Below are 26,453 nucleotides of genomic sequence, written 5' to 3'. Positions count from 1 at the left end.
CCCGCCACCCCGGCTTCCACCCAGCCCACACGACGCATCCGGCCTCCACAGCCCAGCCGGCCCACGCGGTCGGCCGCTCCCACACAGCCGGCTGCCTCAACGCAGCCGGCCGCTCCCACGCTTCGTCGGCCCGCGTCCTTCCGGATCCCCGCCCGGCGGACCCTTCCCGCCGCGGCGGTCACCGCCGTCACGTGCCTGTTCGTCGCGGTCGGCTCCCCGCAGACCGCCGTCGCCGCTCCGGCCGCTCCGGAACCCACGTCGGCAGCCACCGGCATGCAGCACTTCGTCGCCGACGGTTCGACCGGGCCGACGGCCGGCCGCGACGACTTCTCGGTCGGCCGTGCTGCCGCGGCGCTCCGGGTCCCCGGTGGCTCGGGCCCGACCGGTGGAGCCGCCCGTCCCACGGCCGGTGCGATCCCGGACGCCGGTGGCTTCGGCTCCCGCTGGGTCGTCGGCTGTGCGGCGTGCTCGTCGAACCACCAGGGGGTCGACTTCGCCGCGGCCATCGGGACCCCGGTCGTCGCCGCGCTGCCCGGCCGGGTCGTCTCGGCGGGTGTGCTCGGTGGGTACGGCAACCAGGTCCTCCTGCAGCACGCCGACGGCACCGCGACCCGGTACGGGCACCTGTCGGTGATCGACGTCCGCCCCGGCCAGGTCCTCCGCGCGGGGGAGCGCCTCGGGGCCGTCGGCAACACGGGCGTCTCGACCGGCGCCCACCTGCACTTCGAGGTCATCGTGGCCGGCACCCCGATCGACCCGGCCGCCTGGCTGCAGGCTCGCGGGCTCCTCTGACGGCGTCGGGCGTAGCGTCGGAGCGGTCGCGGCACGCTGTCGCGCCAGGACGGAGACGCACGTGCGAGTGACGGTGTTGGGGACGGGTGCGATGGGTGCCGGCGTGGCGGGATCACTGCTCCGCGACGGCCACGAGGTGACGGTCTGGAACCGCAGTGCCGACAAGGCCTCGCCCCTCGGTGACCGCGGCGCGACGGTGGCGAGCGACCCGGGCACTGCCGTCGAGCACGCCGAGGTCGTCCTGCTCACCCTGTTCGACACCGATGCGGTCGTCGACGTCCTCGAGCAGGCTGCCGGCGACGCTCCGACCGACGCCGTGTGGGTGCAGGCCTCGACGATCGGGGTCGACGGCACCGCGACGATCGTGCAGCTGGCCGAGAAGTACGGCATCACCCTCGTCGAGGCGATGATGCTCGGCACGAAGGCCCCGGCCGAACAGGGCAAGCTCACGATGCTCGCGGCCGGCCCGGCGGACCTGCTCGACCGTGTCGACCCCGTGCTCGACGCGATCGGCGCGAAGACCGTCCGTGCCGGCGACCACGTCGGCGACGGCACCGCGCTCAAGCTCGCCGCGAACGCCTGGATCGCATCGATCACCGCGGCGACCGGGCAGTCCCTGGCCCTCGCGGCGGCGCTCGGGCTGGACCCCGCGCTGTTCCTGCAGGCCATCGAGGGCAGCGCGAGCGACTCCGCCTACGCCCACACCAAGGGCGCCGCGATGATCGCCCGCGAGTTCCCCGCCCAGTTCGCACTCGACGGGCTGCGGAAGGACATCGGGCTCATCACCGATGCCGCCCGGACCGCGGGGGTGTCCACCACGCTGCTCGAGGCACTCGGCCGCGTCTACGCCGATGCCAGCGCAGCCGGGCACGGGGGTGACGACATCGCTGCGGTCGGCACCGCGTTCTGACGCACAGGCACACGCACACGCACACACGCACGCACACGCACACACGCACGCGCACAGGCACGGATCCGCCGAGCGATCAGCCCCGACGGAACAACTGCCGCAGGCGCTTCGTGAGCCGCCCCACGGCCTCGTCGTTCATGGTGTTGGCGAGGTCGAAGGCCTCACGAGCCGGATCGGACCCGGCCTGGATGCGCCGGAGTGCGGCGTCGGCGCGGGCCCGCGAGTCGAGCTCGGCGAACGGCATGTCGTCCTCGGGGTGGTGCTCGCCGCGAGGGTCCATGCGGTCCAGGTTACGCGCGACGGAGGTGGTCCGAGTCAGCGTCGAGCTCGTCCACGACGCGGACCATCTCGTCCAGGAAGTCCACGACGACGGCCATCTCGTTGCTCGGCAGGTGCTCGGTGACCTCGAGCGCGCGGGCGTCGAGCTCCTCGATGACCCGGAGCGCGTGCCGCATCGAGGTGCCGGTGGCGGTGAGGATCACGCCACGGCGGTCGTTCGGGTCGGCGTGCCGTTCGACGTGACCGCTGCGGACGAGCCGGTCGACGAGCGCCGACGTCGACGCCGCGGTGATCTCGAGCCGCTCGGCGAGGTCCTTCGCGTTGACGGTGCGGCCGTCGTGCTCGGCGTCGATCAGGAACCGGAGCGCCAGCAGGGCGTTCTCGCCGATCCCCAGTGCCTCGCGCGCTCGGCGCTGGGCGGCGCTCTCGGCCGTTCGGTACCGCCGCAGGGCGTTGAGGACGTCCACGGCGGAGACCGCGGAGTCCTCGTACCAGTACCCCGCGGTGCTGGTCATCACCTCGGACGTCATGCCCCAATGCTAGACGCTCTAGTTAGATTGTCTAGCGAGCGCGGAGACGGGACACCTGCAACACCCGTGACGCGGTTCTGTAACACCCCGGCAACGCCGGCTCGTTAGGTTCTGGACATGCAGGAGCAGCCGTGCTGAGCCGCCTCGCGGGGAACGTCTTCCACGTGGGGAGCGCGGTGGAGCGCACCGACGTCGTCGCACGGTTGCTCGACGTCTACGTCGCCCGCCGAGAACCAGGCACCCTCGACGACGACCGGCTCGTGTCCACCGAGCTCCGCAGTGTCATCGGGACCACCGGCCCCGCGAACGACCCGGACCGTGCCGCCACGGTCGACGCCCTCGCGCTCGACCGGCACGAACCCGCGTCCATCGCCGCCGCGGTCGCCGTCGCCCGCGACCACGCACGCCGCGCCCGCGAGGTCGTCTCGAGCGAGCTCTGGGACTGCCTCGACGTCACGCGGTCGCGGATGCCCCGGAAGATCGCCCCCGACCGGGCGCACGAGTTCCTCGGCTGGGTGCGGGAGCGCAGTGCCCTCGCCATCGGGGTGGTCGAGGGGGATGCCAGCCGTGACGAGGTGTGGGAGTTCTTCACCCTCGGACGCTCGCTCACCCGCTGCGCCTCCACCGCACGGCTGTTGGCGTCGCGGCTGCTCGAGCCGGATGCGGTCACCTCGTGGACGGCGGCGCTCCGGGCGTGCGGCGCGGGCGAGGCCTTCCTGCGCGGCCGTGACCACGCCCCGGTGCCGTCCGACGCCGCCGCCTTCCTGCTCCTCGACGCGCACAGCCCGCGGTCGTTGCGGTTCACCGTGCACCGCGCGGCCGAGTGCCTGGCCGACGTCGCCCCGTCCTGCGTCGCGGACGATGTCGCCGGGTTCGACGAGGTCCGCGCCCTGCTCGACGGCATCCCCGAGGAGTCGGCGCTCGCGGTGGCGGGTGACGTCGGGCAACGGCTGGCGGTGGCTGCCGACCGCGTCGCCGCGGCCCTCGACGAGCGCGTCTTCGCGTCGTCCGCACCCGTCCTCTGAGCCAACCCGGAGCCGGTGTTCGGCGCCGGCTCGGCGCACGTGCGTCGGAACCGGGTCGGTCCGCGCGTCGCGACCGCGGCCGTGTGCCCGGGTGGCGCCGGACGGGAGGCCCGTGGCGGCGCCGGTGCGGGCCTCCCGTCCGACGGTCGGTGCGTCACGGGCCGTCGGCCGACGGGCAGGGCGACCCGCCGGTCCGTCAGACGGCGCTGGAGCGGTCGGCGAGCGTCTCGTCGCGTTCCAGCTCGCGGCGGAGCGCCGCGCGCGAGCCGACCACCGGCACGGCGTGCGTGATCGCCAGGTGCAGCCGCGAGTCGGCGTCGTAGCGCAGCCGGACCCGCTGGTACCGGACGAGCCAGACGAGCGCGATCCCGAGTGCGACGAAGCCCGAGGCCGCGCCGACGACGATCGCCCAGCGTGGGCCGAAGGCGTCCGCGACGGCACCGACGAGCGGGGCGCCGATGGGGGTGCCGCCCGCGAAGATCGCCATGTAGAGCGCCATGACGCGGCCGCGCATCGCGGGCTTCGTCGTGGTCTGCACCAGGGCGTTCGCGGTCGTCATGAAGGTCAGGGATGCGAGTCCGACGAACACCAGCACGATCGCGAAGGTCCAGTACGTCGGGGCGAGGGCAGCGGCGGTGCACGCGAGCCCGAACCCGCCCGCCGCGAGGACGAGGGTGCGCATCCGCGGCTTGTCCCGGCGGGCGGACAGCAGCGCACCGAGCACCGAGCCGATCGCCATCACCGAGTTGAGCAGCCCGAACTCGCCGGCGCCCTGGTGGAACTCGACCCGCGCCATCGTCGAGGTGAAGATCGGGAAGTTCACGCCGAACGTGCCGACGACGAAGATCATGCAGAGCACGACGACGATGTCCGGCCGGGTGCGGACGTACCGGAAGCCGGCGACGATCTGCCCCTTGCCGCGGCCCGCCCGGACCCGTTCGGCGAGCTGGGCGGGGTCGACGAACCGGAGTGCGAGCAGGACGGCCAGGAACGACCCGGCGTTGATGACGAACACCCATCCGGAGCCGATCGCCGCGATGAGCACACCGGCGACCGCGGGGCCGATCAGGCGTGCGGCGTTGAACGACGCGGAGTTCAGCGCGACGGCGTTCGAGACGTCCTCGCCCTGCACGACGTCGGAGACGAAGGCCTGCCGGATCGGGGCGTCGAACGCGGCGACGATGCCGAGTGCCAGGGCGAAGCCGTACAGTGCGAGCAGGGTGGCCGTGTGCGTGAGGACCATGACGCCGAGCCCCAGCCCGAGCAGCCCCATCAGGCCCTGGGTGAGCATGAGCATCTTCCGGCGGTCGAACCGGTCGGCGGCGAGCCCGGTGAGCGGCAGGAGCAGCAGCTGGGGGCCGAACTGCAGGGCCATCGTGATGCCCACCGCGACGGCGTTGTTGTCCGAGAGCTGGGTCAGCACGATCCAGTCCTGGGCGGTGCGCTGCATCCAGGTGCCGACGTTCGACACCAGGGCCCCGGCGAACCAGATGCGGTAGTTGCGTCCGGCGAGGGAGCGGAACATGGCGGTCACTGCTGGGCCAGCCTCCTCATGATCTCGGTGGCGGCGGCGAGGGTGCTCCGCTCGTCGGCGGTGAGTGCTGCGAGTCGCGGGGAGAGCCAGCCGTCGCGGCGGCGTCGGGTCTCCTCGACGAAGGCGGCTCCGGCAGGTGTCGCGCCGAGCAGCACCTTGCGGCGGTCGTCGCCGTGCCCGCACTTCGACACCAGGCCCCGCTCGACCAGCACCGCGATGGTCTTCGTCATCGAGGGCGGGGTGACGCCGTCCTGACGGCTCAGGTCGGCCAGGGTCATGGCGCCGTCGCGGTGCAGGCGGGCGAGGGCGGAGAACTGCGCGTCCGTGACGCTCGAGTCGGCCTTCTGGGCACGGAGGGTGCGGGACAGCCGGTTCACCGCGATGCGGAGGTCGGTGGCGTCGGTCATCGGTCGTTAGCCTATCTCATTAGTTCAGCGAACGAACTTGATTTCGGGTGTACCGTGCTCTTAGACAACACGTGTTGCCGAGAGAGAAGGAGAACATGTCCGAGTTCGAGGGCAAGGTCGCCGTCGTCACCGGTGGTGGCAGCGGCATCGGCGAGTCCGTCGCGAAGGAGCTCGCCGCGGCGGGCGCCGCGGTGGTCGTCGCCGACATCAACCTGGCGGGCGCCGAGCGCGTCGCCGCGTCGATCGTGGAGGCCGGTGGCACCGCTCGCGCGTTCGAGGCGAACTCCGCGGTCGCCGCGGACAACGAGCGCATGGTGCAGTTCGCGGTCGACACGTTCGGCGCGCTGCACCTCGCCGTGAACAACGCCGGCATCGCTGCGGCGCCGCAGCCGATCGGCGAGTACGACATCGCCGCCTGGGACCGCGTCCGTGCGGTCGACCTGGACGGCGTCTTCTACGGGCTGCGCTACGAGATCCCCGCGATGGTGGCTGCCGGCGGTGGCGCGATCGTGAACATGGCGTCGGTGCTCGGCGTGGTCGGGATGGCCCAGAACGCCGCGTACGTCGCCTCGAAGCACGCGCTCGCCGGGCTGACCAAGGTCGCGGCGCTCGAGTACTCGTCGCAGGGCGTCCGCACGAACGCCGTGGGCCCCGGGTTCATCGACACCCCGCTGCTCCGCAAGTCGCTCTCGCCCGAGGCCATCGCGGCACTCGAGGACGAGCACGCCTCGAAGCGGCTCGGCACCGACGCCGAGGTCGCCGCGCTCGTGCTGTTCCTGCTGAGCGACAAGGCCTCGTTCATCACGGGCAGCTACCACCTGGTTGACGGCGGCTACTCCGCTCATTGACGGGTCGGGCGTACCTGGTCGTTCCGGGCGTACCTGGTCGAAACGGGCGTACCTGGTCGGTTCTTTCGACCAGGTACGCCCGTTTCCGCTTTCCAGCGCGGGTGCGATGGGAAGGAACGTCGTACGGGAGGCCCGCCCAGCGTGTGCCGGTCGGCTCGCGCTGGGCGGGCCTCCCGGCCTTCAGAGCCGCGTGTCCGTCAGGATCGCGTCGTGCGGGAGCAGGGCGTGCACGCCCCACGTGCGGTTCGCGACCTGCGTGATGCGCATGCTCACCGCCACGCTCGCCATCGCGAGGGCCTCGGCGCGGCCGATCCCGTGCAGCCCGGCGATCCAGTCGACCATCCGGTCGAGCGCCGTGGCCGTCGCGACGTTGAGATCGGCATCGAAGCCGAAGGTGATGCGTCCGGCGGGGGTGTCGGCGTGCACGCCCTCGACCGGGGCCGCATCGAGGAGCGTCAGGGTCATCGTCGTCGTCATGCCGCACTCGACCGCCGTGCCGGAGACCTCGCCGTCGCCCTGGGCCGCGTGCCCGTCGCCGACGTGGAGCAGGGCGTCCGGCACCGTCACGGGCAGGTACAGGGTCGAGCCGGCGATCAGCTCGCGGCAGTCGACGTTGCCGCCGCCGACCGTGCGGGGCGGGATCGTGGAGTGCTCCCCGGTGGGCTCGGGTGGGACGCCGACGACGCCGAGGAACGGTGCGGTCCGTACCCCGAGGCCGAGCTGGTTCACGGCGACTCCGGCGGACACGTCGATGTCCCAGAGCAGCGGGCCGCGCGACGCCGGGTCGGTCAGGCCGAGTGCGCGGTTCACGGGGGAGTCGACTCCGCCCGAGGCCGTGTAACCCCAGTCGTCGGGCACGAGGTCGTCGAAGCGCACCGCCAGGACCATCCCCGGACGTGCTCCCGCGACGGCGATCGGCCCGACCAGGCAGTGGCCCCGGCGCGGGTCGATCAGGGTCGGAGCGTCCAGGCCCGGGCCCGGCTGGCGTTCCGTGTAGCCCGCGGCGCTCAGGGTGCGGACGGTCACCGTGTCGCCCGGTTCGACGGTCAGGACCGGCTGGCGTTCGGCGGTGAAGACGTCGACGGCGGAGTCGACCGTGGCGTCGAGGTGGTGGGTGGTCACCGTTCGATCATCCCAGGCGGGTGGGGTGCGGGGCGGGGCGGTTCCGGGCGTACCTGGTCGGATCGGGCGTACCGGGTCGGATCGGGCGTACCCGGTCGGAAGTTCTGACCAGGTACGCCCGATTCCACCAGCCATCGCGGGTGTTCTGGGAAGGAACGTCCTCAGTGGAACTGGGGGATCGTGAGCCAGATGCCCGCCAGCACGGCGACGATGCACAGGGCGAAGCACAGCACGGCTCCCGCCAGTGCCGCCGGCGGGGTGTGCCCGGAGCGTGGGGTCTCATCGGAGTACTGCGTGCGCTCGCCACCCGCGTCGTCCGGCTGCCCCGTGCCGAGCAGCCGCAGGCCGAGCGTGTACACGAGCACCAGGCCCACGGCGGCCACGAAGCCGACGCCGGCGACCGTGCCGATCGCGGTGAAGTCGATGTCCATCGTCGTTCCCCTCAGTTCGTCGCGCCGGTCGGCTGCGGCTCGGCCTGCTCGGCCGGCCCGGACTCGGTGGTGATGTCCTCGTGCGAGATCGGCTTGCGCTTGGCGAGGACGTAGAACGTGAGCCCGCCGGCCAGGGCGAGGACCGCGACGAGCACCAGCCCGAAGGCCGAGGTCGACGCGAGCCAGGTCGCGAGCGCCCCGACCACCGCAGCGGCCGGCAACGTGATGACCCACGCGATGACGATGCGGCCGACGACCGACCAGTGCACATCGGCGAGCTTCTTGCCGAGGCCCGAGCCGACGACCGCGCCGCTCGTCACGTGGGTCGTCGAGAGCGCGAAGCCCAGGTGCGACGAGATGAGGATCGTCGCGGCGGAGCTCGTCTCGGCGGCGAAGCCCTGCGGCGACTGCACGTCGGAGATCTTCTTGCCGACGGTCTGCATGATCCGCCAGCCGCCCATGTACGTGCCGAGGCCGATCGCGAGCCCGCAGGCCAGGATCACCCAGAGCGCCGGGCCGGTGCCGGCGGCCTGGTAGTTCGCGGCGATGAGGGTCAGCGTGATGACGCCCATCGTCTTCTGCGCGTCGTTCGTGCCGTGCGCGAGCGACACTAGCGACGCCGAGATAGTCTGCCCGTGCCGGAACCCGGTCGCCGCACCGTGCGTCGTCGCGTTCTTCGTGAGCACGAACGCCAGGTACGTCGCGACCAGGGCGATCACCCCGGCGATGACCGGGGAGAGCAGCGCCGGCAGCACGACCTTCGACACCACCGTCGCCCAGCTGATCGAGTTCAGCCCCGCGCCGATGATCGAGGCGCCGATGAGCCCGCCGAACAGCGCATGGGTGGACGAGGACGGCAGCCCGAGGTACCAGGTCGCCAGGTTCCAGAGCACCGCGCCGACGAGCCCCGCGAAGATCATCGTGGGGGAGATGTGGATGCCGTCCTGCCCCTCGCGGATGATGCCCTGCGAGACGGTCTTGGCGACCTCGGTGGACAGGAACGCGCCGACCACGTTGAGCACGGCGGAGATGAGCACGGCGGTCCGGGGCTTGAGCGCTCCCGTGGCGACCGACGTGGCCATGGCGTTCGCGGTGTCGTGGAAGCCGTTCGTGAAGTCGAACACGAGGGCCACGACGATCACCAGCGTGACGATGACGATGACGTCCATGCGCAGGACGCTAGGCCCGCCTGGGACCCCCTGCGTGAACGCCGGGTGAACAGGTCCGTGATGGAGCGCGTCTGCGAGGATGGCAGTGTCTGGAAGGATGCGGGTGTGCCGACTTTCTCCGCCGCTCGCGGCGACGCCTCGTTCACCGACGCCCACGGCGTCGAGATCGTCTACTCGACCTGGCGTGCGGCTCGGCCGAAGGGTGTCGTGCAGATCGCGCACGGGGTCGGGGAGCACGGGCTCCGGTACGAACCGCTCGCGCAGGACCTGGTGCGCGCCGGCTACACCGTGCACGCCAACGACCACCGCGGGCACGGTCGCACCGGCCTGACCCAGTGGGACGGCGACCACGCCAAGCTCGGTCGGCTCGGCCCCGGCGGCCTGCGCGCGGCGATCGCCGCGGTCGAGCAGATGAGCGCGGTCGCGCGGGCCGACGAACCCGGGCTGCCGCTCGTGCTGCTCGGGCACTCGTGGGGGTCGCTGATGGCGCAGCGGATCGTGAACACCTCGTCGGACCGCTACGACGGCGTCGTCCTGTCCGCGAGCGCCTACCGGCTGCCCGGCTGGATGAACAGCGGCGACCTCAACGCCCGGCACGCGGGGTTCGGGCCCACCAAGTACGAGTGGCTCACCCGCGACCGGAAGATCATCGACGCGATGGCGCTCGACCCCCTGGCGGTCGAGGCCGACGTCATCGGGCTGTTCGGGCTCGCCGACACGCTCCGGCTGCTCGGGGTCCCGCGACGGGGCATCCCGCACGACCTGCCGATGCTGCTGCAGGTCGGCTCCGACGACACCCTCGGGGGTCCGCGCTCGATCGAGCGTCTGGCGCAGGCGTACCGCCGACGCGGACGACTGTCCGACGTGACCGTGCAGGTGTACGAGGGCGCGCGGCACGAGGTCTACAACGAGACGAACCGCGCAGAGGTCATCGGCGACCTGGTCGCGTGGCTCGACCGGGTGACGACGCGCTGACGGCGCTCGCCGCGTCCTGCGACGCGACCGGCGACGGACTGGAGGCTCGTGGCGGCGCCGCCACGCGCCTCCAGGCCGTCAACAGGCCGGCTCACTGCCGGGCCGTCGGCCGTCCGGAATAGGGTTGCGGCATGCACGGTGAGTACAAGGTCCCCGGAGGCAAGCTGGTCGTCGTCGACCTCGAGGTCGTCGACGGCACGATCCAGCAGTTCCGCCTGGCGGGTGACTTCTTCCTGGAACCCGACGACGCGCTGCCGCTCATCGACGCGGCCGTGAACGGGCTCCCCGCCACCACCGACGCCGCGGGCATCGCCGCAGCCGTGCGGGCGGCCCTGCCGACCGATGCGGTGCTGCTCGGCTTCACGCCCGAGTCCGTCGGTGTCGCGGTGCGCCGCGCGCTCTCGCGGGCTTCGACCTGGCGCGACCACGACTGGCAGATCGTGCACGAGGGGCCGATCAGCCCGAACGAGCACCTCGCGCTCGACCAGGTGCTGACCGAAGAGGTCGGTGCCGGCCGTCGCGGTCCCACGCTGCGCATCTGGGAGTGGGACCAGCCGGCCGTCGTGATCGGGTCGTTCCAGTCGCTCAAGAACGAGGTCGACCCCGCCGGCGCCGAGAAGTACGGCGTGCAGGTGGTCCGACGCATCTCCGGCGGCGGCGCGATGTTCATGGACGCCGGCGCCGTCATCTCCTACTCGCTGTACGTGCCGTCCGACCTGGTGCAGGGCATGACCTTCGCCGACTCGTACGCGTTCCTCGACGAGTGGGTGATCGAGGCGCTCAAGTCCCTCGGCATCGAGGCCTACTACCAGCCGCTCAACGACATCACCTCGACCAAGGGCAAGATCGGCGGGGCCGCACAGAAGCGCCTCGGCACCGGGTCGCTGCTGCACCACGCCACCATGAGCTACGACATGGACGGCGAGAAGATGGTCCAGGTGCTGCGCATCGGGCGCGAGAAGATGAGCGACAAGGGCACCACCAGCGCCGCGAAGCGCGTCGACCCGCTCCGCTCGCAGACCGGGCTGTCCCGCGCCGAGATCATCGAGCGGCTGATCGGCACCTTCACCCGGCTGTACGGGGCGACCGAGGGGCACGTGACCGAGGCCGAGCGGGAGCGCGCGCAGGAGCTGGTGCGGACGAAGTTCGCGACGAAGGAGTGGCTCGAGCGGGTGCCGTGAGCCCCGTTCCGATCGACGGTGGACGCGACGGCCGGAGCTGAGGGGGGACGTCCCGGCCGCCGCTGCCTCGAGTGTGCGCCTCGACCTCATGAACCAGACGTGTGGATGATGAGAATCCCCCGCGCGGCTGATCCGCTCGCCGCGCAGCCCACGTAGCGTCGCTGCCGTGAACTGGTTGATCTTCCTGGGGGCGGTGGCCGCCGTGGCCGTCGTGGTGTGGATCGCCGATCGCATGGGGTGGATCGACCTGTCGAACAAGTCCCAGCGCAGCGGCGGATCCGGAGGCATGGGCGGGATGCTGGACGAGGTGTTCGCACCGACCCGGCACGAGACGCAAGCCGAGTACGAACGGCAGGCGCGCCTGCCGAAACAGGCCCCGTCACCGGCGGACCACGACCACGACCTGCTCAGCGGCAGCGTGCTCATCCGGGTGCCGACGGTGCGGAGCGCCGGGCGGCACGAGGCCCGCGCGGGGACGCACGACCGCTCGTACTGAGCGGACGGGCGCCGCGCTCGTCTGGGGGTCGCCCGCGTCAGCGCGTCGTGAGCTCCTGGTAGTCCGGGTGCCGCTCGATCCACGCGTGCACGTAGCTGCACTGCGCGACGACCCGGCGTGACGAACTCGCACGCACGTCGTCGAGGGCGTGCTGCACCAGGATCGACGCGTGCCCACCGCCGCGGTGCTCGGGATCGACCTCGGTGTGTACGAAGCGGATCTCGTCGCCGTCGATCTCGTACGCCGCGAGGCCGATGACCTCGCCGTCCTCGATCAGGGAGTACTGCTGCTTGTCGGTGTCGTTGCGGACCTCGGGTGCTGCTGCCATGCACTCGACCGTACGCCGGGGCCTGGGCGTGCGGTGCGTGCCTGCTCGGTGCGCGACAATGGGTCCGTGCGCAGGGGAGACGACCGAGGCCCGGACCGCGTCGTCCTCGGCGACGCCCTCGACGTGGTCCCCGCCTACCCGGACGGCTCCTTCACGCTGGTGTACCTCGACCCGCCGTTCAACACCGGCCGGTACCAGCGTCGGCACGCGACCTCCGCCGTGCCGAAGGCCGACGGCCCCGTGATGGGGTTCCACGGCCGGACCTACGAGCGGGTGCGCGGCGACCTGATGCGCTTCGACGACCGGTTCGAGGACTACTGGTCGTTCCTCGAACCCCGACTCATCGAGGCCTGGCGGCTGCTCGCCACTGACGGCACGCTGTACCTGCACCTCGACTACCGCGAGTCGCACTACGCCAAGGTGCTGCTCGACGCGCTGTTCGGCCGCGAGTCGTTCCTGAACGAGATCGTCTGGGCCTACGACTTCGGTGCCAAGTCCAAGACGCGCTGGCCCACGAAGCACGACACGATCCTGGTCTACGTGAAGGACCCGTCGCGGTACTGGTTCGACTCCGAGGCCGTCGACCGCGAGCCGTACATGGCGCCGGGGCTCGTCACACCCGAGAAGCGCGAGCGCGGCAAGCTGCCCACCGACGTCTGGTGGCACACGATCGTGTCGCCGACCGGCCGTGAGAAGACCGGCTACCCCACGCAGAAGCCCGAGGGGGTGCTGCGGCGGATCGTGCAGGCGTCCTCACGCGAGGGCGACTGGGTGCTCGACTTCTTCGCGGGCAGCGGGACCACGGGCGCTGTGGCGCATGCGTTGGGGCGGCGGTACGTGCTGGTGGACGACAACCCGGCGGCGATCGACGTGATGCGGAAGCGGTTGCCGGGTGCGTCGTTCGAGGTGGCCGGAGCGCCGGCGGCAGCGGCGGGGGACGCGGCGCCGGCGGTCTGAGGCTGGCGGGGTCTGCGACCGGTGCGCATGGTGCATACGGGTGCACCGAGCGACAATCCACGAGTCGTTCGACGCGCGTTCTGTCGGAAGATGCACACGCACACGATGCGGGTGCATGCTGCGACGATCCACGAGTCGTTCGACGCGTGGATCGTCGGAACATGCACACACACCGAGCCAGCGCCCGCGCCAACTACTCGGCCGAGTGCCGCCCGTGCGCGTGCGCGTCGCCAGCGTCGTCAGCGTCCGTCCGGGAGGCCCGGCTCGCCTCCGCCGCGTCGGCTCCGGCCCCGTGGACATCCGGCTCCACGACCGGGGCAGCGTGGGCAGCCCGGGTCCGGATGGCACCGGTCGTCGTCGGGGGCTCGTCGACCGGCGCAGCCGCCGAGTGTGCACCGTGCGTGGTGGCGTTCGGCAGCGGCGCGCGGGTGTCGTCGACCCCGATCGGCAGCACCGAGACGTCCGACGCTCCGGCGGCGCGGGCAGACCGAGGCTGCACGTCCGGCGACGTCGGAACGTCTGGCGAGGTCGGGACTTCGGCGGAGGACGACCCCGTCGGCACCGGACCAGCCCCAGGTGCGGCTGCGGCAGCGGCTGCAGCGGCGCTCCCGTCCGACCCCGCACCGGCTGCCGTGCGAGCGGCATCGGCCTGCTCCTGCAGCGCCGACGTCTTGCGGAGCGGCGGCACCCGGAAGAACCACGTCAGCACGAACGCGATCAGGATCACCGCGAGGCCGACGTAGTAGACGCGGACGGCCGAGTCGCTGAACCCGACCAGGAACGGACGGCTGAGCCGGGGGTCCGCCCCGTTCAGGAACGACGTGTCGCTCGTCGCCGAATCGGTGGACGAGCTCGCGGCCGAGTCGCCGCTCTTGAGCTGCTTGATGAGCGTCGGGGCGACCTGGTCGACGACGTTCTCCCGCTGCGCCTTGTCCGAGTAGTCGATCTGCAGCGTGCCGTCGACGACCGAGGCGTTCGCCTTCGTGGCCGCCGTCTCGAGCGCCTGCTGCTCGGCTGCGGGCTTCGCGTCGTCGACCTGCTGGGCGATGATCGTGTCCGCTGCGGCGGCGGGGACCGTGCCCGCGGCGACCTGCCGCTGCACGGCTGCGGTCACCTGCTTCGTCACGGCGGCGTCGGCAGCCTGCTTCGCCTGCGCGGTGCCCTGGTCGAGACCGTCCTGCACGTTCTTCTGCACCGGGTCGACGATCTTCGTCCAGATCTCGTCCATCACGCCCTGGTTCTTGGACGCGTTCGCGACCGAGGGCGTCATCGCGGCGTTGAGCGCGCTCTTCAGGTCGGACTCGTTCTGCATCGCGGCGCTGATGTTCGTCGGCATCAGGGTGAACAGCACGGAGAGCAGGACGGCGGTACCCATCGTGCCGCCGATCTGGCGGAAGAACGTCGCCGCGCTCGTCGCGACACCGATGTCCCGCGGCGAGACCGAGTTCTGCGCGGCCAGGGTCAGCGTCTGCATGAGCTGCCCGAGTCCGAGCCCGATGCCGAACATGCCGAGCATCAGGAACCACAGGGGCCGGTCGGCGGTCAGGAACGTCAGGACCGTGAAGCCGATCGCCGTGAACGCCGTTCCGGTGATCGGGAAGACCTGGTAGTTGCCGGTCTTCGAGATGATCTGGCCCGAGGCGATCGACGAGATCATCAGGCCGAGCACCATCGGCAGCATGGCGAAGCCGGACTCGGTCGGGGTCACGCCCTTGACGATCTGCAGGTACAGCGGGATCGTCAGCATCGCGCCGAACATGCCGAAGCCGACGAGCACCGACAGGATCGCGGACATCGAGAACACCCGCGATCCGAACAGCTTCATCGGCAGGATCGCGTCGTCGCCCATGGCCCGCTCGACGATGATGAACGCGATCAGGCCGAGGGCACCGATGGCGTAGCAGGCGAAGGCGGCGGGGGAGTCCCAGCCCCACTCACGGCCCTGCTCGGCGATGAGCAGCAACGGCACGAGCGTGACGATGACGAGCGTCGCGCCCCACCAGTCGATGCGGGGCTTGCCGCGGTCGCCGAACTTCGGCAGGTGCAGGAACGTCAGCACCATGAAGAGGGCGATGATGCCGATCGGCACGTTGATCAGGAACACCCAGCGCCAGCCGGCGATGAACAGCAGCTGGTCCGCGCCGGCGAAGACGCCACCGACGAGCGGGCCGATGACGGACGAGATGCCGAAGACCGCCAGGAAGTAGCCCTGGTACTTCGCCCGCTCGCGTGGGGCGAGCATGTCGCCCATGATCGCCAGCGGCAGGGACATCAGACCACCGGCACCCAGGCCCTGCAGCGCGCGAAACCCGGCGAGCATGAGCATCGAGGTGGAGAACGACGCCGCGAACGAGCCGACGATGAAGATGCCGATCGCGGTGATGAAGAGCGGCCGGCGACCGAAGATGTCGGAGAGCTTGCCGTAGATCGGGGTCGTCACCGTCGAGGCGATGAGGTACCCGGTGGTGACCCAGGCCTGTTGGTCGAGCCCGTGCAGGTCGTCACCGATGGTGCGGATCGCGGTGCCGACGATCGTCTGGTCGAGGGCACCGAGGAACATGCCGGCCATCAGGCCGTAGATCACCAACAGGATCTGTCGGTGGTTCATCACGACGTTGGACGCCGTGGTGGGGGCCGCGGGTGCGGTCGCCGTCTGGGTCATGAGCAGGGTCTCCCGGGTACCGATGCGCTGGCAGAACGATTTTTGCGCTGCCTGCAAAGTTACAACTGCCGCAAGTGCTCGGTCGCACCGAGGCGGCTTCCTGAGTGGATCGGCAGTCACGGTACGCCCGGTGCGCCCCGGCGGTACACGGCCTGGAGGCCCGGCTCGGCTCCGTCGGACGGGCTGCGGTGTCCGAGACCCGCAGCCCGTCCGACGAGGGCGCTACGCGCCCAGTGCTGCGTCGACGATCTCCTTGGCCTCGCGCTGCACCTGCTCGAGGTGCTCCTGCCCGACGAAGCTCTCCGCGTAGATCTTGTAGACGTCCTCGGTGCCCGACGGGCGCGCGGCGAACCACGCCTTGTCGGTGACGACCTTCACGCCACCGACGGCTGCGTCGTTGCCCGGGGCCTTCGACAGCTTCGCGGTGATGGGGTCGCCGGCCAGGGTGTCCGCGGTGATGGCGTCGCCGTCGAGCTTGCCGAGGCGGGCCTTCTGCTCCTTCGACGCAGCGGCGTCGACGCGCTGGTAGACCGGCGCGCCGAAGCGCTCGGTCAGCTCGGCGTAGAGCTGCGAGGGGGTCTTGCCGGTGACGGCGACGATCTCGGACGCCAGGAGCGCCAGGATGATGCCGTCCTTGTCGGTGGTCCACGCGGTGCCGTCGGTGCGCAGGAACGACGCACCCGCGGACTCTTCGCCGCCGAAGGCCACCGAGCCGTCGATCAGGCCGGGGACGAACCACTTGAAGCCGACCGGGACCTCCCACAGGCGACGCCCCAGGGACTCGGCGACGCGGTCGATGATGCTCGACGACACCAGGGTCTTGCCGATCGCGGCGTCGTCGCGCCACTCGGGCCGGTGCGCGTAGAGGTACTCGATCGCGACCGCGAGGTAGTGGTTCGGGTTCATCAGCCCGCCGTCGGGCGTGACGATGCCGTGCCGGTCGGAGTCGGCGTCGTTGCCGGTGAGCACGTCGAAGTCGTCCTTCCGGGCGAGCACCGAGGCCATCGCCGAGGGGCTCGACGGGTCCATCCGGATCTTGCCGTCCCAGTCGAGCGTCATGAACGCCCACGTGGGGTCGACCTCGGGGTTCACGACGGTCAGGTCGAGGCCGTAGTGGTCGCGGATGGCGTTCCAGTACGGCAGCGAGGCACCACCGAGCGGGTCGGCACCGATCTTCACGCCGGCACGCTTGATCGCGGCGATGTCGATGATGTTCTCGAGGTCGGCGACGTACGTGTTCAGGAAGTCGTAGCGCTCGGGCTCGGCGTCCTCGGTGCGCTGCACCTCGGCGTTGCCACCCTCGATGATCGCGTTCGCCCGGTTCGCGATCCAGCTCGTGGCGTCGCTGTCGGCGGGACCACCGTGCGGCGGGTTGTACTTGAAGCCGCCGTCGCGGGGCGGGTTGTGGCTCGGCGTGATGACGATGCCGTCGGCCGTGTCCGGGTTGCCGGCGCGGTTGTAACGGATGATCGCGTGGCTCAGCGCGGGCGTCGGCACGAAGCCGTCCTCGCTGTCGGCGAGCACGCGGACGCCGTTGGCGGCGAGGACCTGCAGCGCGGTCTGCTCGGCGGGGGCCGAGAGGGCGTGGGTGTCGCGGCCGATGAAGAGCGGCCCATCGGTGCCCTGGTCGCGGCGGTACTCCACGATCGCCTGCGTGATGGCGGCGATGTGGGTGTCGTTGAAGGCAGTGTCGAGCGACGACCCGCGGTGTCCGGACGTGCCGAACACGACCTTCTGCTCGGGGACCGAGACGTCGGGCACTCGGTCGTGGTAGGCGGCGAGGAGCTCGTCGAGGTCGACGAGGTCGTCTGCGGTCGCTGGGGTGCCGGCGCGGTCGTTCATGCGTCCATCCTGGCATCGGCCGCCCTGGCGCGTTCGGGGGAAGTGCACCAGAGGCCGGGAACGCGAGCGAGCGGCCGCCCCACCCGGGTTGAGGGGGGACCCCCGGGGTGGACGACCGCTCGCGGTCTGTGGAGGCAGGTGCCTCAGGCGATGCGGAACGAACCCGTCGCCGTGCGGAACGAACCGGTCACGGTGCGCGTCGAGGACGTCGCGGTGCCGGGACGGCGGAACTGCGTGTCGACGAAGCGGCCGAGTGCGCGGCTGATTCCGGTGCCGGTGTAGCTGCCGACCGGGCTGCGGGTTGCGTCGCCGGTGAAGGCGCCGAGCTCGGCGCGGGTCTCGAGGCCGGTCACGTAGGCGCCGCCCAGGGGGTTCTGACGGTTCTGCATGGGTGCTCCTCGTCGTCGTGCCGAGGTCCGCAGGTCACCGAGCCGGCGACCGCGACGCCGTCGGCTGGATGAGCACAACTCTACGCGCTTGTCTTGCATCATGCAAAACAAGCGCGTGTCGGAGCCTCAGGCGAGCAGCTCGCAGAAGTTCCGGCCCTCGGCCGTCCAGCTCTGCCGCGCGACCAGTCCGGCTTCCGCCGCGTGCCGGTGCAGGGCGTCGAGGCCGACCTCGGCCCAGGGGAACCCAGCGCTCTCGTTGCCGTCGGCGTCGACCACCCGGGCGGTGTACACGCGGTCGGCCGTGACCTCGGGGTTCGTCTCGACGATGACCCGGCCGCCGGCGCGGACGATCTCGCGGCAACGGGCGAGCAGGGCCGTGGGGTCGCCGCCGATGCCGATGTTCCCGTCGATCACGAGTGCGGTGTCCCAGTGGCCCTCGTCGGGCACGGTGTCGAACACGGAACCCTGCAGGGCGGTGCCGCCGGAGCGCTGCGCGATGGCGACGGCCTCGGCCGAGACGTCCACGCCGAGCGCCGGGATGCCCCGGGACCGTGCGGCGACGAGCATCCGGCCCGGGCCGCACCCGATGTCGATGACCCCGCCGTCGACGTCGTCGAGCAGCGAGCGGTCGACACGGTCGGCGGCGGCGCTCCAGCGGCCGACGTCCATCGTGGTGACGGCGTCGGGGCGGTCGGCGTCGGTCAGGCGCAGGTGACCGTCGGTGCGGAGCGCACGGGCGTACGGCTCGCCGCCGCCGGCACCGAACGAGACGGGTGCGTGCATGGTCATCGGGTGCTCCCCACGGTCTCGGCACGGAGTGCCCGGGTGAAGTCGGAGTCGGGAGCGAGGTCGGCGACTCGCTCGGCGTCCGGCATGGTGTCGACGTCGAGCAATTCGCCGAGCACGCCCACGTCGAGTCCGGCGTCGGTCAGGCGTGCGAGTTGCACGGCTCCGGTGTCGTCACGCGACATCGGGACGCCGCGCAGCAGGTCGCCGGTGGGCTGCCGCAGGTACAGCGACCAGAAGCCGCCGTCCTCGGCCGGGCCGAACCAGGCATCGCGGGCGGCGTCGTCGAACACCGGGGCGAGGTCCGCGGTGGACACCTGCGGGGTGTCCATGCCGACGAGCAGCAGCGGACCGTCGACGGCGTCGAACAGGAACCCGAGGCGCTCGTCCAGGCCGCCACCGGGCTGGTGCAGCACCTCGAACCCGTCGGCCGCGGCGGGCACGACGTCGCCGTCGAAGAACAGGACCCGGCGTGCCGCGGGCAGTGCGCGGACGGTCGCCAGGGTGTCGGCGAGGCTCGCGGACGCGACGCGTGCGGCGCCCTCGGGGGAGAGCGCCGGCGTCAGCCGGGTCTTCACCTTGCCGGGCAGGCACTCCTTCGCCACGACGGCGACGGTGACGTCGGTGCGCGCAGCGTCGCCGGCGTGGACGTGGGTGGGGTCGACGGTCACGAGCGGGCCTCCTCGACCACGGGGGTGGACTCGGCCGCCTGGCGGAGCGGTCCCGGTGCGACGACCCGGACACGGGCCTCCCGGCGGTACGCACGGAGCAGACGGGACATGTCCCGCACCGCGTTGATCGTGCCGCGGAGCGTGCCGGTCACCTTGCTGTCGCCGATGCGCTGCGCGTACCCGATGTCGGACTCGTCGACGCGCCAGCCGGCGGCGTGCGCGGCCAGGACCATCTCGAGCGGGTAGCCGCTGCGTCGGTCGCGCAGGTCGAGGGAGACGAGGTCCTCGCGGCGCATCACGCGCATCGGGCCGAGGTCGCGCAGGCGGTAGCCGGTCGCGCGGTGCATGAGGACGGCGAGGACGCGGTTCGCGAAGCGCGCGTGCGGGGCCCACGCGCCGCGGCCGGTCGGGACGCGACGGCCGAGTGCCAGGTCGACGCGGCCACTGGCCACGCGATCGACCAGGGGCGGGAGCTCGGCGGGGTCCATCGAGGCGTCGGCGTCGCAGAAGGCGACGAAGTCGGCGGTCGCCGCGGCGACCCCGGCGGCACAGGCCGAACCGAACCCCTTGACGGGTTCCGTCACCACCAGGGCACCGTGGGCACGGGCCACGTCGGCCGATCCGTCGGTCGATCCGTTGTCGACGACGATGGCCCGGTAGCCCGTGGGGAGCCGTGCGATGACCTTCGGCAGGGCGTCCGCCTCGTCGAGGCACGGCAGGATCACGTCGACAGTCATGTCCGTCATTCGGTGCGGTCGGTCGGATCGACGGGTCTGTCCTGGCATGCACTCGACACAACACGACGACGCGCTGCGGGGTACAGGAAACTGCCGGGTCCTGGTCGTTCAGCGCGTCTGGTTCGCGCACGGTCCCCAGAACGGGGGACAGGGTGCGCGTGTATCGCGCGTTCCGGGTGTCGCAAGACGCCGTCGTGTCGTCGAGACGCCGCCGGATGCGGCGGCGTCTCACGCACCAGGAGGCGTGGTGCAGTCACGACGGCGTCTTGCGTGGCCCTGGGGGCGGGGACTGCGGACGGGAGGAGCGGGGCGGCGCCGTCACGGGCCTCCCGTCCGGTTGCTGGTCGCGCTCTCAGGCACGGCCAGCGGTGCGCCGCCCGCGCACGCGTTCCGGCTAGCGGACGGCGCTGCGGAGCGGTGCCGTCGCGAAGTCGCGCATGCCGGCCTCGAAGTCGACCTCGGCGTGCCAGCCGAGCTCGGCGGCGATGCGTGCCGAACTCGCGGTGACGTGGCGGACGTCGCCCAGGCGGTACTCGCCGGTGACGACCGGCTGCGGGCCGTCGGGTCCGGCGATCGCGGCGGCCATGTCTCCGATGGTGTGCACGGTGCCGGAGCCGACGTTGTACGCGCGGAACGTGTCCGACGGCAGGTCGGCGGTCGCCGCGATGGAGGCGGCGTTCGCGCCGGCGACGTCGTCGACGTGCACGAAGTCGCGTCGCTGGGCGCCGTCCTCGAAGACGCGGGGTGCCTCGCCGCGGGCCAGTGCCGAGCGGAACAGGGAGGCGACACCGGCGTAGGGGGTGTTCGCGGGCATGCCCGGTCCGTAGACGTTGTGGTACCGGAGCGCGATCGCGCGGCCGCCCGTGGCACGGGCCCAGCTCGAGGCGAGGTGCTCCTGCGCGACCTTCGTCTGCGCGTAGACGTTGCGGGGGTCGAGCGCGGCGGACTCGTCGATCAGGCCGGGCAGCAGGGGCTGACCGTCGGGGCCGATCGGGTCGAAGCGGCCGGCGTCGAGGTCCTCGCGGCGGCGGGCCGGCGGACGGGTGGGTTCGCCGGAGGCGGTGGTGTACGCGCCCTCGCCGTAGACGACCATCGAGCTGGCGACGACGAGCCGGCCGATGTCGTGCCGGTCCATGCCGGCGAGGACGTGGGCGGTGCCGGCGTCGTTCGACGAGACGTAGTCGGGGGCGTCTTGGAAGTCCACGCCGAGGCCGACCTTGGCCGCCTGGTGGCACACGACGTCGATGCCGTCGAGGGCGGCGTCGAGGGCGACCCGGTCGCGGACGTCGCCGTGCACGAACGCGATGCCCTGCTGCTGGTGGGCGCGGATGACCTCGGCGGGGTCGCCGTGCACGTCGTCGCGCAGGGAGTCGAGGACGCGGACCTCGTGGCCGTCGGCCAGGGCGCGGCGGACGATCGCGGAGCCGATGAAGCCGGCGCCGCCGGTGACGAGGAGGCGGCTCATGCGGTGGCGCCCGTGGTGGCGGTGGCGGCGGGCTGGGCCTTCGTGGCGGTGGGGCCCGCGGGCTGGGCCTGCATGATGCTGGCGCTCGCGCTGGTCGGGACGAGTTCGCGCGGGGTGAAGTCGGCGGGGATGGCGGCGACGATCTGGCCGATGGCGCGGACGATGACCTCGTTGGCGCGGGCGAGGCGTTCCATGACGAGCGCGTGGGTGACGACGGCGCCGGCGTCGTCGATATCGGGGCCGCTGGCTGCGGCTGCGGCTGCTGCGGCGGCCTCGTCCTCGGTCGGGGCCAGGCCGGCGTCGGCGTCGGTGACGAACGACAGGTTCACCGTGGCGATGCCGAGTTCGGCGGCCAGGGGGACCTCGGGCGTCATCGTCATGTTGATGGTGTGGCCGCCGGCCTGGCGGAGCCAGACGGACTCGGCGCGGGTGGAGAACCGGGGGCCCTGGATGACGACGCAGGTGCCGGTCGGGCGGAACGGCACGTCGAGTCCGGCGACGGCGTCGATCGCCGCGCGGCGGAGCGTCGGGTCGAACGGGTCGGCGAAGGACAGGTGCTGCACGTCGTCCTCGAAGAACGTGTCGGCGCGGCCCCAGGTGCGGTCGATGAGCTGGTCGGTCACGACGAAGGTGCCCGGGGCGTAGTCGGGGTGCAGGCCGCCGACGGCGCTCGAGGACACGATCGCGCGGACGCCGAGCGAACGGAGCGCCCAGACGTTCGCACGGTGGTTGATGCGGTGTGGGGCCACGGAGTGCTCACGGCCGTGGCGGGTCAGGAACGCGACCCGTCGTCCGGCCATCGTGCCGATGCTGATCGGGCTCGACGTCGGGCCGAACGGGGTCGGGACGTCGAGCTCGTCGGCGGTGCCCTCCTCGAACAGCTGGTAGAGGCCGGAGCCTCCGATGACACCGATCGTCACGGCTTCGTCGTTCTCCACAGGTCCTCCGGTTGGTCGTCGGCGCGGGCTGCGCGCTGGATACGCTACTGACGGCGCCACCGGGCGAACCGGGAACGGCGCCACCAACCCCCTGTTCGGAGGCACCTGTGCGAACGATCGGTCAGCACCGCGACGACCTGGCGGCGTTGCTCGCGCCGGTGGTGGCGGGCCTCGGAGCAGAAGAACTGCCGCTCGACGAACTCGCCGGTGCGGGTGCCGGGTTCGCCCACCGCGTGCTCGCGGCGGCCGTCCTGTCGCCCGTTCCGCTGCCGCCGTTCGACAACAGTCAGATGGACGGGTTCGCCGTGCAGGCCGCGGACGCGGGGCAGGCCGTCCGGGTCGTCGCACCCATCCCGGCCGGCGTGGTGCCCGAACCGCTCGAACCCGGCACGGCCGCGCCGATCATGACCGGTGCACGGATCCCGACCGGTGCCGACGCGGTGTTCCCGGTCGAGGCGACCGAGCCCGGTGCGTTCCCGGCTGCGCTCGAGCTGCCACGGGTGACGGTGCCCGCCGACCTGACCGCCGGCACCTTCGTGCGGGTGACGGGCAGCGACCTGCCGACCGGCGCCGAGCTCGCTCCGGCCGGTTCCGCCGTCACGCCGGCGCTGCTCGGCGCGCTGGCTGCTGCGGGGGTGACGACCGTGTCGGTGCGCCGACCGCTGCGGGTCCTCGTCGTGTCGACCGGCTCGGAGCTGCAGGGCGCCGACACGGACGCCGCGACCATCGGTGACGCGAACGGCATCGCGCTGCGGGCCGCCCTTGCCCAGGTCGGTGCGGACGCACGGGCCGTCCGGGTGCCCGACGACGTCGCTGCCTTCGACCGGGCGCTCGATGCAGCCGTGGGGGACTGGGCCGACCTCGTGCTGACCACCGGGGGCATCAGCGCCGGGGCGTACGAGGTCGTTCGGCAGGCGCTCGAACCCCGGGGGCTTGCGGTGACGCCGGTCGCGATGCAACCGGGTGGGCCGCAGGCGTTCGGCAGCGTCGTGTTCGGTGCCGGTCGCGCCGTGCCGGTCGTGTCCTTCCCCGGCAACCCGGTGTCGGCGCTCGTCTCGTTCGAGGTGTTCCTGCGCCCCCTGCTCGCCGCCGCCGTCGGACTCACGCCGGACCGCCCCACGCAGGTCCTGCCGGCGGCGTCCGCTGCCGGCTCACCCGTCGGCAAGCACCAGGTCCGTCGCGGCCGGGTGCAGGACGGTGCCGTGCACTTCGTCGGTGGGCCGAGTTCGCATCTGCTCGTGCACTACGCCGCCGCCACCCACCTGGTGCACGTCCCCGTGGGGGTCGACGCCGTCGAGGTCGGCGACCCTCTGACCGTCTGGAGCCTCCGATGACCGACCCGTCCGCTGACCAGATGCGGTCCGAACCGACGCCGACCGACGAGTTGTCGCACGTCCGCGCTGACGGCAGCGCGCACATGGTGGACGTCTCCGCGAAGGACGTCACCGACCGGTCGGCCACCGCCACCGCCACCGTCGTCACCCGTCCCGACGTCGTCGCACGCATCCTCGACGGCTCGCTGCCCAAGGGCGAGGTCGTCGGCACCGCCCGCATCGCCGCGATCATGGCGGTGAAGAAGACCTCCGACCTGATCCCGCTGTGCCACCCGCTGCCGATCGCCGGCGTTCAGGTCGACATCACCGGCACCGACGACCGCGTGCTGATCGAGGTGTCGGTCCGCACGACCTCGCGCACCGGCGTCGAGATGGAAGCCCTGACCGGGGCGAGCGTCGCCGCCCTGACGGTGTACGACATGGTGAAGGCCGTCGACCGAGCGGCCGTGATCACGGACGTCCGCGTGCTCGAGAAGCACGGCGGACGCTCCGGGGACTGGAGCAACCGATGACCGCCGAGCCGACCAGGGGCCGGGCCGCCGTCGTCGTGGTGTCCACGCAGGCCGCCGCCGACCCCGCACTCGACCGCACCGGACCCGTCATCGCCGACTGGCTGCGCGACCACGGGTTCACCACGAGCGACCCGATCATCGTCCCCGACGGCGGCGCGATCACCGAGACCGTCACCGCGGAGCTCCTGGCCGACGCCCGGGTCGTCATCACCACCGGCGGCACCGGGGTCACCCCGACCGACCGGACCCCCGAGGCCGTGGCGGGGCTGATCGACCTCGAACTGCCCGGCATCACCGAGGAGATCCGTCGACGCGGACTCGCGGGTGCCGGCCCGACCGCGCTGCTCACCCGCGGCGTCGCCGGGGTCACGAACGCCGGCTGTCTGCTCGTCACCCTGCCCGGGTCGCGCGGTGGCGTGTCCGACGGGCTCGCCGTGCTCGACGGAGTACTCGACCACGTGGTCGCCCAGGTGCACGGCGAGGGCCACGCCCCGCGGAGCGCCTCGTGAGCACCACCGAGGCCGCCGCACGGGTCGTGCTCGCCGACGTCGTCGACCGCGACATCAGCGTCGACGAGGTCGCGGCCGTGGTTGCCACCGAACAGGACGGCGCCGTGGTGACCTTCGCCGGCATCGTCCGTGACCACGACGGTGGCAAGGGCGTCACCGCGCTCGACTACGAGCGGCACCCCAGCGCCGGCGACGTCATCACCGAGGTCGCCCGGACCATCGCAGAGGGCCACCCCGACGTCCGGATCGCCGTGCTGCACCGCGTCGGGGCGCTCGGCATCGGGGACGTCGCGCTCGCCGCAGCGGTGTCGTCGTCGCACCGGGCGCAGGCGTTCGCCGCGTGCGGTGCCCTGGTCGACATGGTGAAGGAGCGCGTGCCGATCTGGAAGCACCAGCGGTTCACCGACGGGACGGATGAGTGGGTCGCGGCGCTGTGACCGGCCCCCACCCTGTGCACCTTCGCAACCGGGACGCTCGTTCGGGGCATGGTGAGACTCCAAGCGGATCCATAGAATCGCGAACATGAGCGTCTTGCTGCCCGGGATCACCGTCATCCTGCTGGTCTTCGCCCTGATCGACATCCTGACGAAGACGGATGACCAGATCCGCGGCCTGCCGAAGATCGCGTGGGTGATCCTCGTGATCCTGGTCCCCGTCGTCGGCAGCATCGTCTGGTTCGCCATCGGCCACGACTGGGCTCCGGGCGAACGCAACCACGGTCGGTACATCGAGCCGACCCGCCACGAGGACCGGTACGCCACCCTCGGCGACGCCCGCAGTGCCCACGGCGCCAAGCGCGTCACCGGCACCGAGCAGGAGCTCGCCGAGCTCGAGCGCGAGATCGAGTACTGGGAGGCGCAGGCTCGCCTGAAGCGCGCGAAGGAAGCCGCGGGCGAGGGCGACACCGCCCCCGCGAGCTGATCGTGTCCACGCCGGCCCCGCATGAGTTCGCCGGAGCCACGGTCTCCGAGGAGACCTGGCAGCAGGTGGAGGACCGTCTCGCGGGGGCGCCAGTCGGACCGCGTGTCCGCCGTTCGATGGTCCGGCGGGTCATCTGGATCGTGCTGGCCGTCGTCGCCGCGGTTGCAGCCGGGTGGCTGAGCGCCGAACACCTGCCGCGCTTCGAGCTGCCCTCGACCGGAAGTGGCCTGCCGGACTGGGCGTTCTTCGTCATCGTCCCGCTCATGATCGTTGGCCCGGTCTGCTGGGTCACCGCAATCGTCCGAGGCGGTGGACAGTTCCAGAGCGCGCTGTCCGACCCGATGCTCGGGCTTCCTCGTGCCGTCCGCCGACGGATCGAGCGCATGGCTCGTGGGCAGCAGCCCGCCGATCCGCAGCACCGGACCGCGCTCGTCGCACTCGCCGGCCGTCGGCTCGGTCAATCGACATCGACGTTCTGGCTCGCGCTCGGATGGACGCCGTTCGCGTTCGCGCAGTTCCTGCTCAACTGGGCGACGTTGTTCGGGCTGCTGTACGCGCTCCTCACCGTGTTCTTCCTCGCGATGCTGCTCTGGACCGTCAGCAAGCGGAAGCAGTGGCGAGCGTTCCTGCAGGAGACCGAGCCCCGCGCCGGAGCCGAGCCGATCCCGGCGAGCTGACCCGGGCCTCCAGGCCGTCGCACCGT

The 26,453-nt window shown here is 71.9% G+C and carries 30 protein-coding genes; 14 read left to right on the top strand and 16 right to left on the bottom strand.

The features are described 5' to 3' along the window. Both DEJ02_RS16865 and DEJ02_RS16860 read left to right on the top strand, forming a co-directional pair. Positions 1-792: M23 family metallopeptidase (locus DEJ02_RS16865; RefSeq protein WP_111033895.1), on the top strand; the 792-nt coding region annotated here is incomplete at its 5' end. A gap of 61 nt (positions 793-853) precedes the next feature. Then, positions 854-1,702, top strand: a complete 849-nt coding sequence (locus DEJ02_RS16860; RefSeq protein WP_258378768.1) for an NAD(P)-dependent oxidoreductase — start codon at positions 854-856, stop codon at positions 1,700-1,702. A 76-nt stretch (positions 1,703-1,778) separates the two neighbouring features. Here the strand turns inward: DEJ02_RS16860 and DEJ02_RS16855 are convergent, their stop codons facing one another. Beyond that, a complete protein-coding gene (locus tag DEJ02_RS16855; RefSeq protein WP_017886198.1) occupies positions 1,779-1,982 on the bottom strand; it encodes a hypothetical protein in 204 nt (67 codons plus the stop codon). 10 nt (positions 1,983-1,992) lie between these two features. Beyond that, the gene (locus DEJ02_RS16850; protein ID WP_111033889.1) at positions 1,993-2,511 is read right to left on the bottom strand and encodes a MarR family winged helix-turn-helix transcriptional regulator; all 519 of its coding nucleotides are present in this window, start codon (positions 2,509-2,511) and stop codon (positions 1,993-1,995) included. A 131-nt stretch (positions 2,512-2,642) separates the two neighbouring features. Here DEJ02_RS16850 and DEJ02_RS16845 point away from each other — a divergent pair, with 131 nt between their 5' ends. Further along, complete coding sequence (locus DEJ02_RS16845; protein ID WP_111033888.1) at positions 2,643-3,536, top strand: alpha-E domain-containing protein; 894 nt, start codon at positions 2,643-2,645, stop codon at positions 3,534-3,536. A gap of 196 nt (positions 3,537-3,732) precedes the next feature. On the opposite strand, the gene DEJ02_RS16840 is transcribed toward DEJ02_RS16845, so the two are convergent. Both DEJ02_RS16840 and DEJ02_RS16835 read right to left on the bottom strand, forming a co-directional pair. Continuing rightward, complete coding sequence (locus tag DEJ02_RS16840; RefSeq protein ID WP_372444931.1) at positions 3,733-5,070, bottom strand: MFS transporter; 1,338 nt, start codon at positions 5,068-5,070, stop codon at positions 3,733-3,735. After that, entirely contained in the window at positions 5,067-5,477 is a 411-nt protein-coding gene (locus DEJ02_RS16835) for a MarR family winged helix-turn-helix transcriptional regulator (protein WP_111033887.1), read from the bottom strand. The genes DEJ02_RS16840 and DEJ02_RS16835 overlap by 4 nt, the downstream gene beginning before the upstream one ends. A 95-nt stretch (positions 5,478-5,572) precedes the next feature. Between DEJ02_RS16835 and DEJ02_RS16830 the strand changes: the two genes are divergently transcribed. Next, positions 5,573-6,325, top strand: coding sequence for an SDR family NAD(P)-dependent oxidoreductase (locus DEJ02_RS16830; protein ID WP_111033886.1), 753 nt, complete (start codon positions 5,573-5,575; stop codon positions 6,323-6,325). 180 nt (positions 6,326-6,505) lie between these two features. Here DEJ02_RS16830 and DEJ02_RS16825 read toward each other — a convergent pair whose 3' ends face one another. The 3 genes from DEJ02_RS16825 to DEJ02_RS16815 all read right to left on the bottom strand — a co-directional run bounded on the left by DEJ02_RS16825 (position 6,506) and on the right by DEJ02_RS16815 (position 9,047). Beyond that, entirely contained in the window at positions 6,506-7,447 is a 942-nt protein-coding gene (locus DEJ02_RS16825; RefSeq protein ID WP_111033885.1) for an acetamidase/formamidase family protein, read from the bottom strand. 161 nt (positions 7,448-7,608) lie between these two features. Continuing rightward, a complete protein-coding gene (locus DEJ02_RS16820) occupies positions 7,609-7,878 on the bottom strand; it encodes a hypothetical protein (RefSeq protein WP_111033884.1) in 270 nt (89 codons plus the stop codon). Between the two features lie 11 nt (positions 7,879-7,889). Then, positions 7,890-9,047 carry an inorganic phosphate transporter gene (locus tag DEJ02_RS16815; RefSeq protein WP_111033883.1) on the bottom strand — a complete coding sequence of 386 codons (1,158 nt, stop codon included), beginning with the start codon at positions 9,045-9,047 and terminating at the stop codon, positions 7,890-7,892. A gap of 105 nt (positions 9,048-9,152) precedes the next feature. Between DEJ02_RS16815 and DEJ02_RS16810 the strand changes: the two genes are divergently transcribed. The 3 genes from DEJ02_RS16810 (at position 9,153) to DEJ02_RS16800 (ending at position 11,699) form a co-directional block, all read left to right on the top strand. After that, positions 9,153-10,022 carry an alpha/beta hydrolase gene (locus DEJ02_RS16810; protein ID WP_111033882.1) on the top strand — a complete coding sequence of 290 codons (870 nt, stop codon included), beginning with the start codon at positions 9,153-9,155 and terminating at the stop codon, positions 10,020-10,022. 131 nt (positions 10,023-10,153) lie between these two features. Continuing rightward, positions 10,154-11,203, top strand: coding sequence for a biotin/lipoate A/B protein ligase family protein (locus DEJ02_RS16805; protein WP_027465073.1), 1,050 nt, complete (start codon positions 10,154-10,156; stop codon positions 11,201-11,203). A gap of 166 nt (positions 11,204-11,369) precedes the next feature. After that, positions 11,370-11,699 carry a hypothetical protein gene (locus DEJ02_RS16800; protein ID WP_111024936.1) on the top strand — a complete coding sequence of 110 codons (330 nt, stop codon included), beginning with the start codon at positions 11,370-11,372 and terminating at the stop codon, positions 11,697-11,699. Positions 11,700-11,736: 37 nt separating this feature from the next. Here DEJ02_RS16800 and DEJ02_RS16795 read toward each other — a convergent pair whose 3' ends face one another. Next, complete coding sequence (locus DEJ02_RS16795) at positions 11,737-12,027, bottom strand: GNAT family N-acetyltransferase (protein ID WP_027465074.1); 291 nt, start codon at positions 12,025-12,027, stop codon at positions 11,737-11,739. 66 nt (positions 12,028-12,093) lie between these two features. Between DEJ02_RS16795 and DEJ02_RS16790 the strand changes: the two genes are divergently transcribed. Continuing rightward, entirely contained in the window at positions 12,094-12,984 is an 891-nt protein-coding gene (locus DEJ02_RS16790; protein WP_111033893.1) for a site-specific DNA-methyltransferase, read from the top strand. Between the two features lie 193 nt (positions 12,985-13,177). On the opposite strand, the gene DEJ02_RS16785 is transcribed toward DEJ02_RS16790, so the two are convergent. The 8 genes from DEJ02_RS16785 to DEJ02_RS16750 form a co-directional block, all read right to left on the bottom strand. After that, the gene (locus DEJ02_RS16785) at positions 13,178-15,646 is read right to left on the bottom strand and encodes an MDR family MFS transporter (protein WP_111033881.1); all 2,469 of its coding nucleotides are present in this window, start codon (positions 15,644-15,646) and stop codon (positions 13,178-13,180) included. A gap of 222 nt (positions 15,647-15,868) precedes the next feature. Beyond that, the gene (gene pgm, locus DEJ02_RS16780) at positions 15,869-17,488 is read right to left on the bottom strand and encodes a phosphoglucomutase (alpha-D-glucose-1,6-bisphosphate-dependent) (protein ID WP_071406014.1); all 1,620 of its coding nucleotides are present in this window, start codon (positions 17,486-17,488) and stop codon (positions 15,869-15,871) included. A gap of 143 nt (positions 17,489-17,631) precedes the next feature. Beyond that, complete coding sequence (locus DEJ02_RS16775) at positions 17,632-17,877, bottom strand: hypothetical protein (protein WP_111033880.1); 246 nt, start codon at positions 17,875-17,877, stop codon at positions 17,632-17,634. 126 nt (positions 17,878-18,003) lie between these two features. Continuing rightward, entirely contained in the window at positions 18,004-18,666 is a 663-nt protein-coding gene (locus tag DEJ02_RS16770) for a bifunctional 2-polyprenyl-6-hydroxyphenol methylase/3-demethylubiquinol 3-O-methyltransferase UbiG (RefSeq protein ID WP_111033879.1), read from the bottom strand. Continuing rightward, entirely contained in the window at positions 18,663-19,334 is a 672-nt protein-coding gene (locus DEJ02_RS16765) for a DUF2064 domain-containing protein (protein ID WP_111033878.1), read from the bottom strand. Before DEJ02_RS16765 ends, DEJ02_RS16770 begins: the two co-directional genes overlap by 4 nt. Then, entirely contained in the window at positions 19,331-20,080 is a 750-nt protein-coding gene (locus DEJ02_RS16760) for a glycosyltransferase family 2 protein (RefSeq protein ID WP_027465082.1), read from the bottom strand. The genes DEJ02_RS16765 and DEJ02_RS16760 overlap by 4 nt, the downstream gene beginning before the upstream one ends. A gap of 385 nt (positions 20,081-20,465) precedes the next feature. Continuing rightward, positions 20,466-21,536 (bottom strand): NAD(P)-dependent oxidoreductase, encoded by a 1,071-nt coding sequence (locus tag DEJ02_RS16755; RefSeq protein ID WP_111030820.1) that lies wholly within the window; start codon positions 21,534-21,536, stop codon positions 20,466-20,468. After that, complete coding sequence (locus DEJ02_RS16750; RefSeq protein ID WP_111033877.1) at positions 21,533-22,474, bottom strand: MTAP family purine nucleoside phosphorylase; 942 nt, start codon at positions 22,472-22,474, stop codon at positions 21,533-21,535. The genes DEJ02_RS16755 and DEJ02_RS16750 overlap by 4 nt, the downstream gene beginning before the upstream one ends. A 107-nt stretch (positions 22,475-22,581) precedes the next feature. Between DEJ02_RS16750 and glp the strand changes: the two genes are divergently transcribed. From glp to DEJ02_RS16720, 6 genes are all read left to right on the top strand, one after another. After that, complete coding sequence (gene glp / locus DEJ02_RS16745) at positions 22,582-23,808, top strand: gephyrin-like molybdotransferase Glp (RefSeq protein ID WP_111033876.1); 1,227 nt, start codon at positions 22,582-22,584, stop codon at positions 23,806-23,808. Then, positions 23,805-24,320: a cyclic pyranopterin monophosphate synthase MoaC gene (moaC, locus tag DEJ02_RS16740; RefSeq protein ID WP_276514737.1), complete on the top strand. Its 516-nt coding sequence runs from the start codon at positions 23,805-23,807 to the stop codon at positions 24,318-24,320. Before glp ends, moaC begins: the two co-directional genes overlap by 4 nt. Next, positions 24,317-24,829, top strand: a complete 513-nt coding sequence (locus DEJ02_RS16735) for a molybdenum cofactor biosynthesis protein B (protein ID WP_071406005.1) — start codon at positions 24,317-24,319, stop codon at positions 24,827-24,829. Before moaC ends, DEJ02_RS16735 begins: the two co-directional genes overlap by 4 nt. Then, positions 24,826-25,266, top strand: coding sequence for a molybdenum cofactor biosynthesis protein MoaE (locus DEJ02_RS16730; protein ID WP_111033875.1), 441 nt, complete (start codon positions 24,826-24,828; stop codon positions 25,264-25,266). The genes DEJ02_RS16735 and DEJ02_RS16730 overlap by 4 nt, the downstream gene beginning before the upstream one ends. Positions 25,267-25,351: 85 nt before the next feature. Next, the gene (locus tag DEJ02_RS16725; RefSeq protein ID WP_042537802.1) at positions 25,352-25,750 is read left to right on the top strand and encodes a PLDc N-terminal domain-containing protein; all 399 of its coding nucleotides are present in this window, start codon (positions 25,352-25,354) and stop codon (positions 25,748-25,750) included. 2 nt (positions 25,751-25,752) lie between these two features. After that, positions 25,753-26,427 carry a hypothetical protein gene (locus DEJ02_RS16720; RefSeq protein ID WP_111033874.1) on the top strand — a complete coding sequence of 225 codons (675 nt, stop codon included), beginning with the start codon at positions 25,753-25,755 and terminating at the stop codon, positions 26,425-26,427. Positions 26,428-26,453 lie beyond the last annotated feature (26 nt).

It is taken from the genome of Curtobacterium sp. MCLR17_042 (genome assembly GCF_003234695.1).
Taxonomy (GTDB): Bacteria; Actinomycetota; Actinomycetes; order Actinomycetales; family Microbacteriaceae; genus Curtobacterium; species Curtobacterium flaccumfaciens.
This window is presented reverse-complemented; position numbering and strand designations above follow the sequence as displayed.

Bases quoted from the DNA above. Each gene is read 5' to 3' on its own strand.
- moaC (WP_276514737.1), top strand. From the start codon at position 23,805: ATGACCGACCCGTCCGCTGACCAGATGCGGTCCGAACCGACGCCGACC.
- DEJ02_RS16735 (WP_071406005.1), top strand. From the start codon at position 24,317: ATGACCGCCGAGCCGACCAGGGGCCGGGCCGCCGTCGTCGTGGTGTCC.
- DEJ02_RS16850 (WP_111033889.1), bottom strand. From the start codon at position 2,511: ATGACGTCCGAGGTGATGACCAGCACCGCGGGGTACTGGTACGAGGAC.
- DEJ02_RS16755 (WP_111030820.1), bottom strand. From the start codon at position 21,536: ATGAGCCGCCTCCTCGTCACCGGCGGCGCCGGCTTCATCGGCTCCGCG.
- DEJ02_RS16770 (WP_111033879.1), bottom strand. From the start codon at position 18,666: ATGACCATGCACGCACCCGTCTCGTTCGGTGCCGGCGGCGGCGAGCCG.
- DEJ02_RS16760 (WP_027465082.1), bottom strand. From the start codon at position 20,080: ATGACGGACATGACTGTCGACGTGATCCTGCCGTGCCTCGACGAGGCG.
- DEJ02_RS16835 (WP_111033887.1), bottom strand. From the start codon at position 5,477: ATGACCGACGCCACCGACCTCCGCATCGCGGTGAACCGGCTGTCCCGC.
- DEJ02_RS16775 (WP_111033880.1), bottom strand. From the start codon at position 17,877: ATGCAGAACCGTCAGAACCCCCTGGGCGGCGCCTACGTGACCGGCCTC.
- DEJ02_RS16815 (WP_111033883.1), bottom strand. From the start codon at position 9,047: ATGGACGTCATCGTCATCGTCACGCTGGTGATCGTCGTGGCCCTCGTG.
- DEJ02_RS16820 (WP_111033884.1), bottom strand. From the start codon at position 7,878: ATGGACATCGACTTCACCGCGATCGGCACGGTCGCCGGCGTCGGCTTC.
- DEJ02_RS16830 (WP_111033886.1), top strand. From the start codon at position 5,573: ATGTCCGAGTTCGAGGGCAAGGTCGCCGTCGTCACCGGTGGTGGCAGC.
- pgm (WP_071406014.1), bottom strand. From the start codon at position 17,488: ATGAACGACCGCGCCGGCACCCCAGCGACCGCAGACGACCTCGTCGAC.
- DEJ02_RS16855 (WP_017886198.1), bottom strand. From the start codon at position 1,982: ATGGACCCTCGCGGCGAGCACCACCCCGAGGACGACATGCCGTTCGCC.
- DEJ02_RS16805 (WP_027465073.1), top strand. From the start codon at position 10,154: ATGCACGGTGAGTACAAGGTCCCCGGAGGCAAGCTGGTCGTCGTCGAC.
- DEJ02_RS16725 (WP_042537802.1), top strand. From the start codon at position 25,352: ATGAGCGTCTTGCTGCCCGGGATCACCGTCATCCTGCTGGTCTTCGCC.
- DEJ02_RS16785 (WP_111033881.1), bottom strand. From the start codon at position 15,646: ATGACCCAGACGGCGACCGCACCCGCGGCCCCCACCACGGCGTCCAAC.
- DEJ02_RS16795 (WP_027465074.1), bottom strand. From the start codon at position 12,027: ATGGCAGCAGCACCCGAGGTCCGCAACGACACCGACAAGCAGCAGTAC.